Source organism: uncultured Enterovirga sp. (assembly GCF_964242715.1).
Classification (GTDB): domain Bacteria; phylum Pseudomonadota; class Alphaproteobacteria; order Rhizobiales; family Beijerinckiaceae; genus Enterovirga.
This window is the reverse complement of sequence record NZ_CAXTAZ010000013.1, coordinates 15,082-32,769: the sequence shown is the minus strand read 5'-3', so window position 1 is coordinate 32,769 and position 17,688 is coordinate 15,082. Positions and strand designations below refer to the sequence as shown.

The following is a 17,688-nucleotide window of genomic DNA, read 5'->3' as shown; positions in this document are numbered from 1 at the left end:
GCGCAACCGACGTCGCGCCTCGACCTTTCTTTGACCGTCGGGTCACTTCCACATTCCGCAGCGCGCCTCGGACCGGGGCGTCCACGCGGCGTCGCCAATGATCGTGTCGACGTGCTCGTAGAAGTCCCAAGGTTCCGTCGAGGCCGCCGGAGCCTTGATCCGGAGTAGGTGCATGTCGTGAACCATGACGCCGTCCGGGCGAATCCGCCCGCCTTTGACATACGTGTCATCGAGCTTCGTCGACCTTAGCTGGGCCAGCACCGTGTCCGGGTCGTCGGTCCCGGCTGCCTCAACCGCCTTGAGGTATTGTGTTGCCGCGGAGTAGTCGGCCGCGTGAAGGGACGACGGCATTCGCTTGAAGCGATCGAAGAAGCGTCGACTCCACAAGCGGCTGTCCGCGTCACGAGTCCAGAACCAGCTGTCCGTCACGTAAACTCCCTGCGCCGCCGAGAGCCCGAGTTCATGAATCTCGTCGATGAAGAGGAACGTTCCAGCGAGCTTCATCGTCCGGCCGATGCCCTGCGCTTTCGCGGCGTTCACGAGGTTGATCCCGTCCGCGTGGCCACTCGCGAAGCCGAGCACCTCGGCTCCGCTGTCTTGCGCTTGGCGAAGAGCGGCAGTGAAATCGATCGCGCCGTAGGCGTGTCGGACCGAGCCGCGGACGGTGCCACCCTCGGCCTGGACGGCGTTGGCGGCAGCATCCTGCATCTGCACTCCGAACGCGTAGTCAGGCGTGATAAAGAACCAGGACTTGGCGCCTGCCCTGATGAGACCTAACCCTAGCGCGCGGCCTTGCGCCGTCGTGTCGTAAGCATATTGGACGGTATAGGGCGAGCACTGCTCTTGCGTGTGAGCCGAGTTCCCGGCGCCAACGGCGATGTACGGCCGCCTGCGCTCGCCCGCCAGCTTCGCCATCGCGAGACTCGGGCCGGAGTTGACACCTCCGATCAAGACGTCGATCCGCTGCCCGTCCAACAGCTCGCGCGCCCGAGCCACGGCAACATTGGTCTGGTTCTGGTGATCTGCCACCTCCACTTCGATGCGCTTGCCGGCGACCATTCCGCCTAGATCTGCGACGGCCATCCGGATGGCCTCACCCCCCGCGGAACCGTCGAGCTGGGCGTAAGGGCCCGAGAGATCGGTGATGAAGCCGATCCGGATCACGTCGTCCGAGTACCGCGCCCGGGCTGGAGAGGGGGCAACGGCGGATACGACCGCGGCCGCTACGATGCACGCGTGCTTCATGTCTCGAAGACCTTCATGCTACGATGGATCCACGTCGCCGTGAGTCAGACGTCTCCGTGGTGCCTCGGTGGATCCGCGTAGGCGGAGCGGTCCCTACTCAGCGGCTGCAGGAGGCCGCGCTCGCGTAACGGATTGAAGGTGATGATTGGAACGTCTCGGTTCCTGGCCTACTGAAGTGGATGAAGCATCCGAGGCGAGTTCGAACCCACGTTCCACCCCAAGAACATGATGAGGTCGGTTGTCTCAAAATCGTCGAGCACCGTCGTCCCAACCGGAACCCCGAGCGAGTCGGCCAGTGCGATCGATGTCGGTTCGTGACACATGTTCGAGTAATCCGGCAGGTTGTTGTTGCCGTACATGCGCGCGAAGAGCCCATACATGTACGACGTCTCAAGGGGAAGCTCGCTCAGACGCGTAGAAGACGGTACTCTTCGGCTCGAGCGCCTTCAGCTCCCGACCGATCTCAGCGAACGCATCCTCCCATGCTACGGGTCCGTAATGATCCGTCTGGGGATCGTAGCGCATGGGATGGGTGAGCCGGCCCTTCTCCTCCAGGTCGTAATCCGCCCAGGCCAGGAGCTCAGTCACGCTGTACTTTGCAAAAAATGCCGGTGTGACCCGCTTCGCGGTTTGCTCCCAGGCCGTCGCCTTTGCGCCATTCTCGCAGTACCCAAAGGGGCGAGGCTGCGCCGGCTTCGCCCAGGCGCAGGAGACGCACATGAAGCCGTCCGGCTTATTCTGCTTCATCATCATGGCGCCACCGGAGAGCGGGATGTGCTCCCGCGCCAAGATGCCTGCCACTGAGGCGGCGGAGCCCCAACCCCCTGCGGGGTCCGTGTAAGGCTCGACCTTGGGTCCGCTCATTGGATAGACCTGCTGCATCTTCTAGGGCAGCACGATAGCGCGGCTTGTGGCGAGCCGTTGTATGAATATTCGCACATCCAACGCGCGATTCTGCACGTAGAAGAATCAGCCGCTACGCTGGCGGGACTGCAATGACCGGCACGCTGAGGAACTGCTGAAGAATGCCGATTTCGCACTCTACAGTCCCAGGAATGCGGAGCAAAACCGACTCGTCTTGTTTGAACCCGGCGTGCGTGAAGGAGGTCGAGCGCCCTACCACTCTGTTGCGAGAGATTAGCGCCGGGCTCAAAGCGGAGGAGTTCGTGCTCTACTACCAACCGCTGGTGGGCGGGGCAAAGCCACGAGTCGTAACCGGTTTCGAGGCACTGACGAGCTGGCGGCTCCCCGTCCGCCGCGTGCTCACCCCAGACAAATTCCTCACCGGAGTTCGAAGACCTCGAACTCTCGCTCGCGTTGAGGGAGATCAACCTTGGCCTCTAGCCACTCTCGGGATCTGCCCCGTGGCTCGCGGCGTCGAGAACATGGAGTAGCTCGAGGCTCTCGGTCCGATGGGACGCAACAGGTGCAAGCTAGTTTTGCATGCCGGAGCAATCTTCAAAGGTTCGTTGGTTCTTCTCGTCATCAATGCACATCTTGTCCAAGCTGCGGGGCCTCCTCTTTGCTAGACAAGCACAGTTTATTCTGGATGTTCAAAAGTTTTACAACTTCGAGTCGCCGGTTTCGAGATGCCGATCAGCGCGGTTCCACGCCCCGGCGACACTTACCAGGCGGCGGCACGAATGACTTCCGCGATCGCCTGTGGCTGCTCCATCTGCGGCATATGCCCCGCATTGGCGATCAGGCCAAAACTGGCGTTGGGAATGGCGCGTGCGAAGGCCTCGCCGTAAGCGGGGAGGACGATGCGATCGCAATCGCCCCAAAGTACGGACGTCGGGATCGCGATCTCCGCCAGCCGCCCGCCTAGGCTTGGATCATGCATGAAGTGATTTCCGGCATAGACATTCAACACCCGCTGGTTGGCCCTCACCCGCTGCGCAGCTTCGGGATCAGGAGATCCTAGCTTTGTCGGATCGGCGAAGGCGAGCTCGGCCAAGCGTTGCGCAGGAATCTCCAGGGGATTGAGGATGGGGCCGGTCGTCTCGGTGGGTTTGATGCCGACCGCGTTAAGCAATAGGAGTCGTGCGATCGCGCGCGGCCGTCGGGTAGCCATCTCCGACCCGATCCAGCCGCCGGCGGAATTGCCGACGACCGTCACGCCTTCCAGCTCGAGCGCATCGAGCAGCGCCAGATAGCAGAGCGCGAGATCACTGATCGACGCCAGCCAGCCGGGACGCTCCGTGCCGTCAAAGCCGGGATGCGTGGGCAGGACAACGTGATGATCTTTCAACAGTGCTAGCAGCTGCTGCATCATCGCCGGCCCGGCGCCGCCATGGAGGAGCAGTACAGCCGGACCGTCGCCAACGCGCTCGACAAGCGGCGTAACGGTTCCGGAGAGCAGCGGAACTGTTGACGGGGTCATGCGACCCCCCCCCCCCCCCCGCAACCAGCGTTCGGCAGCGTCGGCGCTGTCGGTCGGGGTATGGTTGAATGCTATCGAGGCGGTCGGAGCCCCGTGTCGGATCGCGTTCACGACCCGCTCAAACAGTTCTAGCCGCTGAGGCGGCAACCGCACTCCACCGCCGATGACGACGCAGTCCCAATCCTGCTTCGCGAGACAATCCGTCATCGTCGCTTCGGCGCTGTCGTCGGGCATGATCGCACAATGCTCCGCTTGCCAGCCACGCCGGTGCATATCGGCCAGCGTTTGAGCAATTCCTTCGGCAATGGACTTCGGCGTGGTCCCAGGCGGAATGGCTGGGTCGGATGGATCGACCACCTTGGGATCGACACCGATGATTAGAACCCTGGGCGTCATGATCCTATCCTCCTCCTTTTGATCGGGTAGAGGGTTTGCCCGTGCAACCTGCCTGGTCACGTCAAAGCCTCAACTCGGGAACGTCGCTTCCGGGCGTTATCAGGCTCGTCCAACAGGCGCGCCGCCGAAAACCATCCCATGGACCATGGGGCGGGCCATGAAAGCGCTAGGGAAGATAGGCGCGATCAAGGCTCAAAGCCTGGTTCAATGCGACATCGAGGTGCACCGGGCTGTGCAGGGTGTTTGCAACGGGTGACCATAAGACGGCGTGCGCGATGAGAGCGCGAAGCGCCTCGGGCGAGGCATCAGCATCCACGAGCACGTTCACGCGGATCGCCTCGAAACCGATCGCGCTTGGTTCCTCGCCGATCGGCGCCCACATGGGACTGGTAGCAACATCGACCTCAAGTTCCAGCGTGAGACCACGAAGGGCAATACTGCCTGCGACAAGGTTGGCGTGGATGCGCGTGGCCAAGCATGAGCCTAGGGCAGCCAGAAGGGTTTCGGATGGGGTGGCAACAGGCGCCTCGTTGGAAGGTCCAAATCGCTCCTCGACTGCCAGAGGCGGTAGGTCACGCACATAGTTGAACTGCTTGGATCCGCCGGCCGCAACTGTCCGACAGCGCAACCTGGTCCGTGGAGGCGACGGAGCTTGGATGCTCTGACGACCGTCACTCTCCCCGGCGCAGGACGGCGCCGTCTCTGTCTCAGAGGTCGTCAGGTTGATCGTCATTATCGAACGCCTTGAGGTCTAGCTTACAACTCGCGCGCAGGTCGGAACCGGCGAGGGTGTAGGTCACGATCCGATCATGCGCCTCCACACCCCGCGATAGTGAAGCGTTTATGAGCGGATACGCTGCATGATCGCACTGGGCGATTCACCACAGGCGATCTCGACGCTCGCCCGGTGCCACCGCGCTACCGCAGGGTCACGGTCGGAGTGACCGACATCCCTGGTCCTACCTGTCCGGGAGGCCTCTGGTCGAAGGTGATCTTCACCGGGATGCGCTGCACGACCTTGACGTAGTTGCCGGTGGCGTTCTGGGCCGGCAGCAGACTGAAGGCGGTCCCGCTTCCCGACTGGACGCTGTCAACACGGCTAGGAAAACTCTGGCCGAAGGCATCGATCGAAATGTCGACCGGCTGCCCGACCTTGACGCCCGCAAGCTGCGTTTCCTTGAAGTTGGCGGTTACCCAAGCCTCTAACGGAACGAGGATCATGACAGCTTGCGCCTGGGTTGCGAGTTGACCGGGCGCCGCCGTCAACTTGGCAACCCTGCTCTCCACGGCTGCGTAGATCTTCGTCCGAGACAGGTTCGCGTCAGCGCTTTCCTTCTGCGCTCGTGCTTGCGCGACTTGCGCCTCGGCGCTCTTTTGCTGAGATTTCAACACGTTGATCTGTCGCTCTGCAACCCTCTGGGCGGCTTGGGAGGTCACTAGGGCCGCACTCGTCGATCGGAATTCTGACGAGGCCTGTTCGGCCCGTTGCTCCGTGCCGGCCCCTTTCTGGACGAGATCCTGATACCGAACATTCTGTTCCTTCGAGAAGTCCAGCGTCGCTTGCGCCGACACCACCTGCGCGACGGCTTGAGCGATCTGCGACTCCTGCGCCAGAAGCTGCGCGGCGAAGTTCTCAAGGTTCGCTTCCGCCTGCTCGATCTGAGCGGTCGCCAGATTGACGGCCGCGAGGTAGTCGCGGTTGTCGATCTCGAGGAGCAGATCGCCGACCTTCACGATCTGGGTGTCCGTAACAAGGACTGCCACGATGACGCCGGTCACCTGCGGGTTGATCGACACGGGCCTGCCGTCGATGAAGGCGTCGTCCGTACTCGCGTAGTTCAGGGAGTGCTGATACCAGAAGTACCCTGCAATAGCTCCACCGATTACGACGGTGGCGGCAAGTGACACGGCGATCCAATGCGCGCGCAGATTAGCCACAATGGACTGACTCGGTTCGTTCTCTGTCGCCTCTTTCCCTGGGGTAGCATCTAGCCCCCGGTCTTCCGCCTGCGCGGGGGGGGGTCGGCGTTCATGGGGAGCAATGGACGCTGTCCGGAGGGGTGTTCGGCGGCAACATCAATGACGGTCGAGAAGGGCGGCACGGCCGGAACCGTGCGCGCGACGTTCGCACCCATTCTGCGAAACGACCAAGTGCTGCATCTCGGCATTGCGGGCAGCTACCGCGCGATCGACACGTGATGCGCCCGCGTTCTGTTCACGACGACAGCGAGGATGAACGGTGAAGGCCGGACACGCGGCTGCGCTCATGACAGAGCGGAGCATAAGGGCATCGAGGTCCGTCGAGTCCGTGCAATCCTGCGTGCGGGCTGCTAACAAATGCCAACGCCTGAAACCGTCGCTCCCGTTGAACCGGGCCGTGGTGCCCGTGCGGCGCCTAGACGGCGTCTGGTCACGCTGACCCATAGCCAGCTGCTCTGAAGTAGCTTGCGCATTCTTGGCTGCACATGTGCTCGAGGGATGTGCCGGTCCTGCAAGAGCCGTGGGACGGAGCGTTCTTCGGCTAGTCGCAGCAGGATTTGAGCTGGCGAACATCATCTCGATCGGGTGAGGTCGGGGAAGTAGGGCGGCAGGAAGTGCAGCGTGGCGCCCCGCGCCTCGATGGCGGCCCTTGACCTTGGGCTCTTGCGGCTGCCGAGATTGCCCATGACCACGATATCACGGGGCCGAAGGGTCGCAGCCACCCTTGCCGACCATGCGCTCGCCCCGACGACAGTGTCGCCGGACCGGAGCCATGTTGGTCTTGGCCCAGGTCTCATCGACGAACACCAAACGGCTCGGGTTGAGGTCGAGCCCATCGCACCAGCGCGCGCGAGCCGCCGCAAAGTCACGGCGGTCCTGCTCGGCGGTGCGCACGCCTTTTTTGAAGGTCAGCTCCAACGAGGTGGGCCCGAGGGCATGCGGGCACGCTACCCGCTTGCTAAGTTCCCGCAAGGCGGTCGCGCACCGCGTCGGCGATGCAATCCAAAACTGTGCGAATTCGCGGTACTTGGCGATTCTCGCGGTGAACGCCTAGCCAGACTTGCGCGCCTGGAGCCGGGGTTGATGTAGGAACCATCGACAGCGTAGACTCCGCATCCGCCCGAAAGCGCGGTAGGAGCGCGAGCCCGCCTCCACTCGCCGCAGCGGCAAACTGCGTTTCGTAGCTGTCCGCCTTCAGTACGACCTGGGCTCGACCGGCATGTTCAACAAGCCAAGCTGCCTGTTCGGATAGTTCGCGATGGTCTAGCAATGTGATAAGATGAGCCCCAGAGCAACCGCTCTCTAGATCAGGGCCTCCGTGAGCCGCTAGATAGGATCGACTACCGTAGAGACCAAAGGCGACGTCTCCGATTCTACGAAGTAGGACGTCGTGTTGTTCAAATTTGAGGAACTGCAGAGCAATGTGGACGTCCTGAGCAGCCAGAGGCTCGCCTTCCACAATGGGTAGGGCCTCGATCAGAATGTCGGGATGTTGAGCGTGAAGTGCTGCGAAACACGGCGCCAGGAGATGGCTTGTGAGGAGTTGGGAGCTTGCAACCCGGACAACCCCTTCTAGCCGAATGTCGTGGCCTCCGACAGTGCGTTCGATCCAGAGCGCTTCCTCCTCTATCCTTTCGACGTGTGTCCGGACGCTCTCCCCCGCCAACGTCAGTATGTAGCCCTCTGTGGTGCGTTGAAGGAGCCGCACCCCGAGCCTCCCTTGCGCAGAGTTGAGTCGCCGACCGACTGTAGACTGCGTGACGCGTAAGTGCTTGGCAGCCGCAGCCAGAGTACGGTGTCTTGCAACGGCCAAGAAGAAGCGGAGATCGTCCCAGTCCAGCATCTTCGCACTCGCTCCCTCCAATTCCCATATACTCAGGTATCAATTCTCTATCCCCGCAAGGATTGGGCATCTTCGACGTGTCAGAGGAAGTCGTAGCTCCTGAAGCCGGTGCAATTATAGCGGTGTACGCTCAGGTCCGACCCAACGATCGAAATGCCGACGACCTGAGGGGTGGCCGCTAATGCACACAAAACGAAACGCCCCATTGCGGCATCGTCGTTGACCTCGGTCCGGCCTTCGCGGACGAGATCGAGACGCGCGCTCACGCGCTCGGTCAGTCGATACGCCACCGGTTCGACGCAGGGCAGCTTGAACGCGTGACCCGGAGGCTTCATGACCAAAGACGCGTAGCCGCCGAGGGCACTCATGGTGATTTACTTCAGGCCGCTGCGAAGGCGGCCAGTTCGGCGTTGAAGCGATCGGCTTCCTCGTAAAAGGGCGCGTGTCCTGAGTTTGGATAGAGCGAAAGCGTGGCTCGAGAATTCAGGGCGAGCACGCGGTTGGACATCTCAGGCCGGGTGAGCGCATCCCGACCGCCATAGGTCACCAGCATCCGCGGCGGGATCGCAAACGCCTCGTCGACCCCGTTGCTCGAGATACGCCCGATGCCTTCTTGGAGTTCCCGTGGCACCATTCCGTTGTAGACGAGCATTTGCCTGAGCTCCGCTTCCGGTGGCGCTCTCGCGAAGCAGGCACTCAGGAACATCACGATCGCGTTCGAGCGGACCGACAAATCCGAAGAGGCGAGGTCGCCTGCGAAGCCGACCGATACCGAGCCGAGCAGTTCTGGCGAGAGCTTCGTGACGGCGTCGACCAAATTCACGCCTGCTACCCGTCCGTCGCCGTACTTGGCCAGGTAGTGCCCGACGATGAGACCACCGAGGGACCAGCCGACGAGCACCGGGCGGCGAAGACCCGCTGCTACTCCGACGGCGTGAAGATCATCGGCCCAGCGCGGCCCCTCGGTGTAGGCCTCGACGGAGGCGGGCCTATCCGAGTCACCGTGTCCGCGGAGGTCATACGCCACGACCCGAAAGCGCTCCGCTAGGACGTCGATCTGCCGGGCCCATGATAGCCGGCTCTGTCCTAGGCCGTGGACCAGGAGGATTTCCCGCTTTCCCGCATCGCCGTAAGCCCTCACCGAGAGCCTGAGGCCATCGCTCGATTTGGCGACCAACACCTCGCCCACCGCGGCTGTTCGGCCCGCTCCGGACGAACCATCCACGAGCGACCCGCTGGGCGAGGCCGCCTGCACGGGTCGCCCTAGGGCGGAAGCCGCGACACCCGCCATCGCGGCTTTAACAACACTTCGACGGGCAACATGCATCGCGGACCTCTGTCTCGTGCTAGGTTCTCTGCAAAGAAGACCGGGTCACGACTCCCGCTGTACTTGTGTTGAGAAGGTCCCGCGCCCGAATGTCGTCGTGTTGTGACCGCCCACGGGCCTCGCAGTCCGAGCCGGATGACGGGTTCGCAGTTCGCCGCTAGCCAATAGACTACCGCCCGGTCGGACTAGGATCGGAAAATACCTACCGCATCGGATCGGATAGGCTTGAGTTGGCGCGCTTCGAAGCAGAACGAAGAGCGGGCACCCGCCGCCGAATGGAGTTGACCCGGTTCCGTGGACAGTGACGGGGTTGGATCTCAGCTCTCGGACAGCATCTTCGTCTCGTAGGCGATCGGGGACAGGTAGCCCAGGGCGGAGTGCCGCCGGCCCGGATTGTACCAGCCCTTCGATATAGCTGAAGAGCGCCATCCTAGCCTCTGCCTGCGAGGCAAAGCGGCGGCGGGCGAGAAGCTCGCATTCGAGGGTTGCGAAGAAGCTCTCGCACATGGCGTTGTCGTAGGCGTCGCCGACGGAGCCCATCGAGGGCCGGACCCCGGCCTCTCGGCAGCGACCGCCGAACGCCAGCGAGGTATATGTCGTCCTGATGGCGCTAGGCGAGTTCGCCGTGTCGGCGGCGGGCGTTGGCTTGGCTTCCCTGACCAGGACGTGCGCGCGTGCGCGTTCCGGCGTCGGACGGCAACCAACTGCGCGCCCGCGGGTCGGCTTGTCCTTCGACCTCCGCGAAGGGACCGATGACCGCTCCGCTCCGACCTAAAGGGACATCTGCTCGCCATCAGCCGCGAGTGCAAGTCGAGCCAATTCCGGTAGGGACCTCGAGCCTGTTTTCTTCATGATCGCGGCACGGTGGTTCTCCACCGTCCGTTGGCTGATACCCAGATCTGCTGCGATGTTTTTGCTTGGATGGCCAGCAAGGACGAGATGCATGATCTCGCGCTGTCGCGGTGTGAGTCTTGCGACAAGCTTCGTCGCGTTTTCCCGCAGCGCAAATACCTTCGCTCTGTCCCGCGACTGCTCCAAAGCTCGCTCGATGCTCGCGAGCAAGTCATTCCGGCCGATCGGTTTTTCTATGAAGTCAGTGGCTCCCGCCTTCATCGCCTGTACGGCCATCCTGACATCGCTGCTGCCGGTGATCATGATCGCCGGCAAAGAATCGCCCGAGGCGCGTAAGCGCTGAAGCAGCTCTATGCCACTCATTCCCGGCAGGTATGCGTCAATCAAAACGCACCCTTCGCGTTCGCCGGGGTAAGCTGCCAAAAATGCTTCGGAGGATGGATAGACGCTAGCGTTTCGTCCAAGATCCTCGCACATCTCCCGTAGAGCCTCACATACGTTCATGTCATCGTCGACGATGAAGACAGTCGAAACAGCCGGGCTCGGCTCGGTGGGCGAAACCGAGAAGCGCGACCGCGCCGCAACCTGAGACATGAGCCGCTCGATCGTCGCCCTCATCTCCTTCAGCCTGACGGGCTTGCTGAGATGAACGCAGTGCTGGAAGGCGACTTCACGCAACGTCTCCGTCGAGATGTCCCCCGTCAGTATGATGACGGGGATCTCGCGCTCGAACATCTCGCGAAACCGCGTGGCAAGCTGAAGCCCGTTTAGTTCCTTTGGTAAGTTGTAGTCGGCGATTATCAGATCCGGACGAGCTGCCCGTCGAATGCCGAGTTCAACGGCGGCCACGCCGTCGCCCGCGGTCACCGTGTGATAACCCTCCCCGATCAAGAACACCTCGAGAAGGTCGCGCAGTTCTGGGTCGTCCTCCACGACGAGGACCGAGCCTGTATGGCGCGCTCTCGTGCCGGCTTCCTCGTCGATGGTTTCGAGACGAGGCTCGTGTGATCGCGGTGCCCCTTGGTCTGGCAAGTCGACTTCGATCGCGAACACCGAGCCCCTTCCACGACGCGAGCTGACGCGAACCTTGTGGCCCAGCAAATCCGCCAAGCGTTGTACGATCGAAAGGCCCAGGCCGAGACCACGGCTGCGTGCCCTGGAAACGTTGTCGACCTGATGGTACTCTTCAAAGATCGCCTCGAGCTCGTCGTGCGGTATGCCGATACCGGTGTCCCAGACTTCGATGCTCAACATTTGTCCGCGTCGCCTGCATCCGACCAGGACCTTGCCCTCATTCGTGTATTTCAGGGCGTTCGAGATGAGATTTCGAATGATCTGCTCGAGCAGCCTTCCGTCGCTCTGGATCGTCGCCCCGCAAGATAGTACCCGCAGAGCGAGCGATCGGGCCTTCGCGTGGTAGGTGAACTCACCTCTCACCCGATCGAGCAGGTCATCCAGCGCAAAGGTCGAGATCTCTGGCTTGACGATGCCGACCTCAATTTGATTGATGTCGAGTAGGATGTTGAGGAGGCCCGACATCGCGTCCAGGGTCTGCCCAAAGCGCGCTACCAGCTTACGCGCCCGATCGCCCTCGGTCGCTCCCTCCAGCAAGCCGTGCAGAAGCGTTAGCGTTTGCAGCGGCTGCCGCAGATCGTGGCTCGCCGCCGCCACGAAGCGTGACTTGGCCCTGTTCGCCAGCTCAGATCTCTGCTTCGCGAGCTCCAGCGCCTTGGAAGTTCGCCTTTGATCCGTTACGTCCGTGAAGGTTATAACGACCCCCCCTACCTCCTTCTGGTCCCCCCGATAAGTGGATATGCGGCGGATGAACCAGAGCCCGCCGGGAGCCTCGACCTCCCTCTCCATTGGATCGTGACCAAGCAGAGCCGCCCGCGCGTCCGTTGTGAACTGATCGCCGGTCGCCCACGAGCTAAGGTCCGACAGGGCCCTGCCGATATCGCCTTGACCGACGTCGAACAGTGCCTCGATCGAAGGGGTCAGAAAACGAATTCTTAGATCCCGGTCCAGAAACAGCGTTCCGATACCCGTACTGGTCAAGACGTTTCGTAGATCATTGAAGGAGGCCCCTTGTTGCGCCTTCAGGGCCTTGACGTGGTCGCGCAAGCCCGCAAGCCGTTCGTGTGTCCCCCGGAGTAGGCGACTGATCCGAGAGTCCGCGCCCTTGTCGCCCTGTCCTTCAAGCCGGCGGATCGCCTCCAGTAACTCGGTGGCTGTAGCTTTGAGTTCCTTTTCGAGCGCCGCGAGCCGTACCACCTGGAGATCAGCGGGATCCGAAGACAGGCGGTCCGACTGGGATCGTAGGCCTCGTCCCTCGAACGCGGTCGTTGGATCGCCGGCAGGCGGATCTGTCATGCGGCTTCAATCCCGGGCTAAGCCAAAAAGGAGCGTTGCCGGACGAGTATCGGGCTCCCGCCATCCATCGCCCCCGCTAACCTGAACCGTCCAGCCGGCGCCCGCTCCGCGACACTGTCGTTCACCTCGCCTAGCTCTCAGAACCTCACGTGGTCGCGGAGTGACCCGGCAGCCCCCAAACGTAGGTCGAAACTTGCATGGAGGGCGCCGCGTGACTTGCCCGAAACGGTCGCGAGCTACGAAAGGCCGACATAGAGTGCTGCACTGAACGGGACGGGTTGCCGCAGCGTAGGGTCCGCTCGTGCCACGGGCTCGCCGGCCCTGTACTCGCGCACAGTGTCGTGGTTAAACGGCTAGCGGAATGATCTCCAAGCGCGGGGAGAGCGCAGGTCTGTCTCCGGCTATGGCAAACCGTTGGAGGACGCAGTGGAAGGCGAAATCGTTCGGAGGTCCGGCGAGCCGATCCGTAGATCAACTGCTACGCTGCTGTCTGCACACGTCGCGAGTTCGACGACGGTGAAGATCGAGGTCTTGAGAAGGCGAGGCGTTCGAGCGGAGTTCAATTTCGTCCAACCGAGGCCCGCGCTAGTCTGGGAACGACGGGGAGGGATAAGGTATCGAATGAATGTCGATGGCGAAAAATCCGACTTGAGCGGGGTGCTTTCGACAGGTCTCTGCTTCTTCCCGGCATTCGCACCGGTGCTGATGGACGCGGAATTTCAAGAGACTTCAGACTACGCGGTCGCCTTCTTCGATGATTTACAGGAGCACCCCGAGTCACAATGGACGTGCCTGCAGAGGGCGCTCGTCGGATTTCGACACGCCGAGATAGAAAGGAGTTTCGCCGTGGTGTGCCGCGAGGCCGTCGCCCCCGATGGCGCGTTCGATCTGTTGGTCGAAGGGTGGGCCATGCAAGTACGGGGCTATCTCGGGCGAGCGATGGCCGAACCCCTTTCCGAACGATCCCGCCCGAGGGCCAATCAGTTCAGCGGGCCGAAGCGTCGTATGTTGGAAGAGTACCTCCGACTGCATCTCGATGCGAAGATCCAGACGACGGATCTTGCCTCCGTCGTCGGCCTAGGCTCACGCCAGTTCAGTCGCGCCTTCTTTGAAACGTTCCGTGAAACGCCTTACCGGCATGTCCTCGCGATGAGGATCGATCGCGCGAAACAACTCCTGCTGATCACGACGATGTCCATAACCGAGATCGCTTTCGCGTGTGGCTTCAGCCAAGCGCAGCATTTCACGACGGCTTTCAAGCGGATCGTAGGGACGTCACCCTCAATGTTCCGACATTCCTGCCTCACGTAGGGCCGTAGCCGAGCCTGGTTCGTAGTCTTCCAGGACGTGCGCCTTCCTCCTGCGGCAGCTCGTCCGCAGTCAGGTCGGTACCTTGTCGACGATCTTCTGGCAGAGCGGCGGCACGCGAGACGGACGCGTCTTGTCCTCAGGAGCCCGTGAACGCACTTCTCGGCGAAGCGCTCCTGCCAGCGCCAGACGCATGTCTTGGGCCTCCCCGCCGCATGATCGCGAATGTGCTGACCCCCTCGGCCGAGAGCAGCACGATCTCAGCGCGCCAACATGCTTATGGGAAAGTCGTGATCGCTGATAATGCCATCCAGCCTACTGGGGTCGGAGCTCATCAGGTGGTCAGAGGCCTAGGGCGCATGCCCCCAGACGCATGCTCAGAACCAGCGGAAACCCTGTCCGAACTCGCCCGTCAGGTTCGATCCACTGGCGCATCCGCGCATCGACCCTGGCGACTCTTATACCCTATCCGGCTCGTCAGCAGCATTCTCGGAGGCGCAGGCATGAGGTGGCTCTGGTCGCCGCTCAACTGTCCAGCGAGATTGTATTGCTTCGCAGGTCTTTCATGCCGTCGTTTGCGCGCACCTGCGATAACAGCTCGTAGGGTTGCCCGAGAGCGGGCCTGCTCAGTTGAGACAGGCGATTTGCAAGCGGGTCGGGCAAGCGCAGTCTTGCAGCGGCAAGGCCTGAGGTTAGTTGGGCCTCGTCGCGGGGGCCTAGCACGGGAAGGATTCCTCTACTAGCGATCCAGGACAGCGCCACGGTGGCAGGCTCGGACCCAAGGTCGTTGGCGACCTCGACGAGGGCGTCAACGACAGGGCTCCTTTCGCCGCTTGCCGGCACCCGTGTCCTTGCCGTGATCTGCCCGCCAGCCAGGGGAGAGTAGCCCATAACCCCGAGGCCATGCGCAGCCGCCAGCGGAAGGTGCTCACGGTCGGCGCTGCGCTCCAGGAGGCTGTACTCCAGCTGCAGCACTGCTACGGGTGTCCAGCCGCGCAGCTCGGACATGACAGTCGCCGAGGCTGCTCGCCAGGCCGGAAAATTGGAAAGCCCAACATGGGTGACCTGCCGGCACGCACCAGGTCATCGAGCCCATGCATGATCTCCTCCACCGGCGTCACGCCGTCGTCAAAGTGCGGGAAGTAGAGGTCGATGCGATCGGTCCCAAGCCGCCGAAGGCTCCCGATGCTTGCTAAAATTCTGGGTCAGCGGCATGATGGAGGCCAGGCTGCACGGGCCAGCGCGGGTGGTATCGGCGCTGAAGGCCGTCGCGCCTGAATTGGGCGGTGTGTCCAGGACGTCGTGCGGCTGATCGCGGTCCCAGACGCAGCCCGCCTTCGTGGGGTCGCTGGTCCAGAAGGCCTGCGAGGCGGAATCGACCCAGGACGAGGTGCGCAGCGAGCCCAGATTGACGTTCGTGTCGAACGGGACGAGGGCGATCTTGAGGGCGCCCGGCTGCGTGCTGTTGGCTTGCAGCCCGTCGATGAAGCGATGGGCGGCCTCCTTCAGGGTCTCGAGCTTTTTCAGCTCGCTCATCGAGCCGGTATTGTCGAGTACGAGGGCAAGCTCGACCTTGTTGTCGCCAAACATCGCTTCCGCCGAGCTGCTGACCGGTCTCTTGTTGACGCCGATCACGTTCGCGTCCGGCAGAGAGTGCGGACGCGGTGCGAGAAGCTGAAGGGTGGGGCGTTCGCGTCCGGCAGGAGCCGCTACTTCACCCGCTCGAGAACGGAGACGTAGTTCGCGACCGCAGCACTTGCGTGAACTCAAGCGTGACGGCGTCGTCCGCAGGATGGTTCACGCCGAGGTCCCGCCTCGAGTCGACTACATCCTAACGCCGGCAGGTCAAGGGCTGCGGCCCGCGCTGGAGGCGCTGTTGTCATGGGGCGTCGAACACGTCCGCCTCAAGGAATCGGGAAAAGAAGGCGTTGCGTAACCGGTATCCTTTGGGCCTTGCGGGAAAGTAGCAGCAAGCGCTGACGGTTTCTATCCGCTGCAAGGCTCACGTGGCAGACAAACGGGAAGCCAGCGCCAGCCGTGCTCTCGATGTTGCAAACGGCGCCGCTGTTGAAGAGTAGATACGAGGGCCGTTGCGAACATCGGATCAGTCACTGCCAGCAATGGTCGTCGCAAGACACCGACTCCGGCTGCCAACAGGATGATCCGCGCCAACGAGGGTTCTAGCTGCGTCGGCCGGCGGAGTTCTTTATCAAGTCCGCGATCTCCTTCGGGTGGCTGACGAGCGATAGATGGCCGGCGTCTAGCTCAATGGTGGTAGCGTTCATGCGTTTCGCAAAGAACCGCTGTAGATCGGGATTGATAGCGCGGTCTTGTCGGGACACGGCGTACCACGAAGGCTTTGCCTTCCATGCCACGGAGCTCGTCCGAGCTGAGAAGAGCTTGTCGGAGATTGGACCCTGTACTGCGAATAGAACGCGCGCCTTGCTCGGCGCGACGCCATTGGCGAAATCCCTTAGGAACGCTTCCTCGCTGAGCTGAATGAAACCGTCGGACTTGACGATCCCCGCTCCAACGGGCGCCGCTGGGAATTTTGTCGTCAGTTCCGTGTAGTCTTCCCCCAGGTCCGGTGCACGAGCGGCAACGTACACGACTGCTGAAACCTTTGGATCGACCCCGGCCTGGGTGACAACTGTCCCGGCATAAGAGTGTGCCACTAGGACCGTGGGACCATCCTGAAGTGCAATCGCACGGTGGGTCGCCGCCACGTCGTCTGCTAGCGACACGAGGGAATTCTGCACGGCCGTCGCCCTGAACCCCGCCGATTGCAGATGCGCTATGACTTCGGACCAACTGGACCCATCCGCCCAGGCCCCGTGAACCAGCACCACGTTGCGAGCGGTCACCGGAGCCTGGGCCCTGCCGGCACCCACCAGGAGCGACGTGGCGGCACCGGCAAGGAGCCCAGTCGATACTGTCCGTCGATCCAACATGTGGTAGCCTCATCAGCGCTGCCAGCTCAAAGCTACCAAGCGAGTGTCGACGAGAACAGGTTCGGAAACTACGCAAGGCTAGTGGGCATGGGCATACAAGGAGGGAGGCGCCATCGCCGGGGGAACTCGCTCCCGTCGTTCGGCTCGGTGTGCGGAGACATCTTCAGGACGTACCCCAAGAAGCTCGAACGCGTGCCGGTGTCACGCGGCTTCGATGCGGCGCGCTGATTGGCTTGGAGTTCCGACTAGCCGCGCTCAACGCCCCGACGCACTCGACCTTTTCGCCTACTCGATCGCTCGATCGCTCCGTCCCGCGATCGCGAACTGAACACAGGCGCCGCATTGCAGCACGAGCGGGTCTACCACCGTCATGCCTGTAAGGGCTTGGTCGATAACCAGTGGCAGCTCCGTACAAGCGGTGACCACCGCCTGACATCCAGCGGCCTCGTGGGTCCCGAGCAACTCGGCGAAAAAGTCAGCGAAGCCTTTGCGTACCTCGCCCCTCGACAGCTGCGCTTGTATGACTTGTATCGCTTGCCGATCGCTCAGCTTCGGAACATCGACCCGGATCCCGGTAGCCGTCATCGGGGCCGCGTAAAATCCATCCTCCATCGTGAACTGCGTGCCGAGCAGGAGAACGCGCTCGAAGCGGCGTTCCACCAGATGGTCCCGGGTGAGGCGAACCGCATGGAAGAACGGGATCTCGCTCGCGAGTTGTGGTGCGATCAGGTCATAGGCTTTATGGAGGGTATTGTTCGCCAGCATCCAACAGTCGGGACGGAATGAGAGCAGTGTCTCGACCTCTTGCCTCAACAGCTCTGGTATATCGCTCCAGCCTTCATGGTACCGGCTTTTGATAGCGTGGTAGTCGATGCTGTACAGGACTATCCGCGCCGACTGATGACCCTTAAAGCGGTCCTGGATGCCTTCGTTTAGCATGCGATAGGGGAGCATCGTCGACGGCCAGCTTGTGCCGCCTAGAACACCGATCATTCGCAAGGGTCCTACTCCCTCGTGAGCCCCGCAGTGTCGA

General features: G+C 62.3%; 15 protein-coding genes and 3 pseudogenes. 3 read left to right on the top strand and 15 right to left on the bottom strand.

The window, feature by feature from the left end; translation table 11 throughout:
• Window positions 1-42 precede the first annotated feature (42 nt).
• Both ACFE87_RS08920 and ACFE87_RS08915 read right to left on the bottom strand, forming a co-directional pair.
• Entirely contained in the window at window positions 43-1,164 is a 1,122-nt protein-coding gene (locus ACFE87_RS08920) for an ABC transporter substrate-binding protein (RefSeq protein ID WP_375459276.1), read from the bottom strand.
• A 251-nt stretch (window positions 1,165-1,415) separates the two neighbouring features.
• Window positions 1,416-2,109, bottom strand: a pseudogene (locus tag ACFE87_RS08915) (molybdopterin-dependent oxidoreductase); the annotation flags it as partial.
• 161 nt (window positions 2,110-2,270) lie between these two features.
• Between ACFE87_RS08915 and ACFE87_RS08910 the strand changes: the two are divergent.
• Window positions 2,271-2,639 (top strand): EAL domain-containing protein, encoded by a 369-nt coding sequence (locus tag ACFE87_RS08910; RefSeq protein ID WP_375459275.1) that lies wholly within the window; start codon window positions 2,271-2,273, stop codon window positions 2,637-2,639.
• A gap of 230 nt (window positions 2,640-2,869) precedes the next feature.
• Here the strand turns inward: ACFE87_RS08910 and ACFE87_RS08905 are convergent, their stop codons facing one another.
• From ACFE87_RS08905 to ACFE87_RS08865, 9 genes and pseudogenes are all read right to left on the bottom strand, one after another.
• Complete coding sequence (locus ACFE87_RS08905; RefSeq protein WP_375459274.1) at window positions 2,870-4,024, bottom strand: alpha/beta fold hydrolase; 1,155 nt, start codon at window positions 4,022-4,024, stop codon at window positions 2,870-2,872.
• A gap of 166 nt (window positions 4,025-4,190) precedes the next feature.
• Window positions 4,191-4,757: an OsmC family protein gene (locus tag ACFE87_RS08900; protein WP_375459273.1), complete on the bottom strand. Its 567-nt coding sequence runs from the start codon at window positions 4,755-4,757 to the stop codon at window positions 4,191-4,193.
• A gap of 185 nt (window positions 4,758-4,942) precedes the next feature.
• The gene (locus ACFE87_RS08895; protein ID WP_375459272.1) at window positions 4,943-5,932 is read right to left on the bottom strand and encodes an HlyD family secretion protein; all 990 of its coding nucleotides are present in this window, start codon (window positions 5,930-5,932) and stop codon (window positions 4,943-4,945) included.
• 768 nt (window positions 5,933-6,700) lie between these two features.
• Window positions 6,701-6,922, bottom strand: coding sequence for a hypothetical protein (locus ACFE87_RS08890; RefSeq protein ID WP_375459271.1), 222 nt, complete (start codon window positions 6,920-6,922; stop codon window positions 6,701-6,703).
• A 40-nt stretch (window positions 6,923-6,962) separates the two neighbouring features.
• Window positions 6,963-7,847 (bottom strand): LysR family transcriptional regulator, encoded by an 885-nt coding sequence (locus ACFE87_RS08885; RefSeq protein ID WP_375459270.1) that lies wholly within the window; start codon window positions 7,845-7,847, stop codon window positions 6,963-6,965.
• An 80-nt stretch (window positions 7,848-7,927) separates the two neighbouring features.
• The gene (locus ACFE87_RS08880) at window positions 7,928-8,215 is read right to left on the bottom strand and encodes a hypothetical protein (protein WP_375459269.1); all 288 of its coding nucleotides are present in this window, start codon (window positions 8,213-8,215) and stop codon (window positions 7,928-7,930) included.
• Window positions 8,216-8,226: 11 nt separating this feature from the next.
• Window positions 8,227-9,138: an alpha/beta fold hydrolase gene (locus ACFE87_RS08875; protein WP_375459268.1), complete on the bottom strand. Its 912-nt coding sequence runs from the start codon at window positions 9,136-9,138 to the stop codon at window positions 8,227-8,229.
• Window positions 9,139-9,491: 353 nt separating this feature from the next.
• Window positions 9,492-9,774, bottom strand: a pseudogene (locus ACFE87_RS08870) (transposase); the annotation flags it as partial.
• Window positions 9,775-9,945: 171 nt separating this feature from the next.
• Window positions 9,946-12,396, bottom strand: a complete 2,451-nt coding sequence (locus ACFE87_RS08865; RefSeq protein ID WP_375459267.1) for a response regulator — start codon at window positions 12,394-12,396, stop codon at window positions 9,946-9,948.
• Window positions 12,397-13,017: 621 nt separating this feature from the next.
• Here ACFE87_RS08865 and ACFE87_RS08860 point away from each other — a divergent pair.
• Entirely contained in the window at window positions 13,018-13,707 is a 690-nt protein-coding gene (locus ACFE87_RS08860; RefSeq protein WP_375459266.1) for a helix-turn-helix domain-containing protein, read from the top strand.
• Between the two features lie 522 nt (window positions 13,708-14,229).
• Here the strand turns inward: ACFE87_RS08860 and ACFE87_RS08855 are convergent.
• Both ACFE87_RS08855 and ACFE87_RS08850 read right to left on the bottom strand, forming a co-directional pair.
• Window positions 14,230-14,825: pseudogene (locus ACFE87_RS08855) on the bottom strand (aldo/keto reductase).
• A 7-nt stretch (window positions 14,826-14,832) separates the two neighbouring features.
• On the bottom strand, window positions 14,833-15,339 hold the full coding sequence (locus tag ACFE87_RS08850; RefSeq protein WP_375459265.1) for a hypothetical protein: 507 nt from the start codon (window positions 15,337-15,339) through the stop codon (window positions 14,833-14,835).
• A 46-nt stretch (window positions 15,340-15,385) separates the two neighbouring features.
• Here ACFE87_RS08850 and ACFE87_RS08845 point away from each other — a divergent pair, with 46 nt between their 5' ends.
• Complete coding sequence (locus ACFE87_RS08845) at window positions 15,386-15,640, top strand: winged helix-turn-helix transcriptional regulator (RefSeq protein ID WP_375459264.1); 255 nt, start codon at window positions 15,386-15,388, stop codon at window positions 15,638-15,640.
• Window positions 15,641-15,884: 244 nt separating this feature from the next.
• On the opposite strand, the gene ACFE87_RS08840 is transcribed toward ACFE87_RS08845, so the two are convergent.
• A complete protein-coding gene (locus ACFE87_RS08840) occupies window positions 15,885-16,655 on the bottom strand; it encodes an alpha/beta fold hydrolase (protein ID WP_375459263.1) in 771 nt (256 codons plus the stop codon).
• Between the two features lie 285 nt (window positions 16,656-16,940).
• Window positions 16,941-17,648 (bottom strand): aspartate/glutamate racemase family protein, encoded by a 708-nt coding sequence (locus tag ACFE87_RS08835; protein WP_375459262.1) that lies wholly within the window; start codon window positions 17,646-17,648, stop codon window positions 16,941-16,943.
• Window positions 17,649-17,688: the final 40 nt, after the last annotated feature.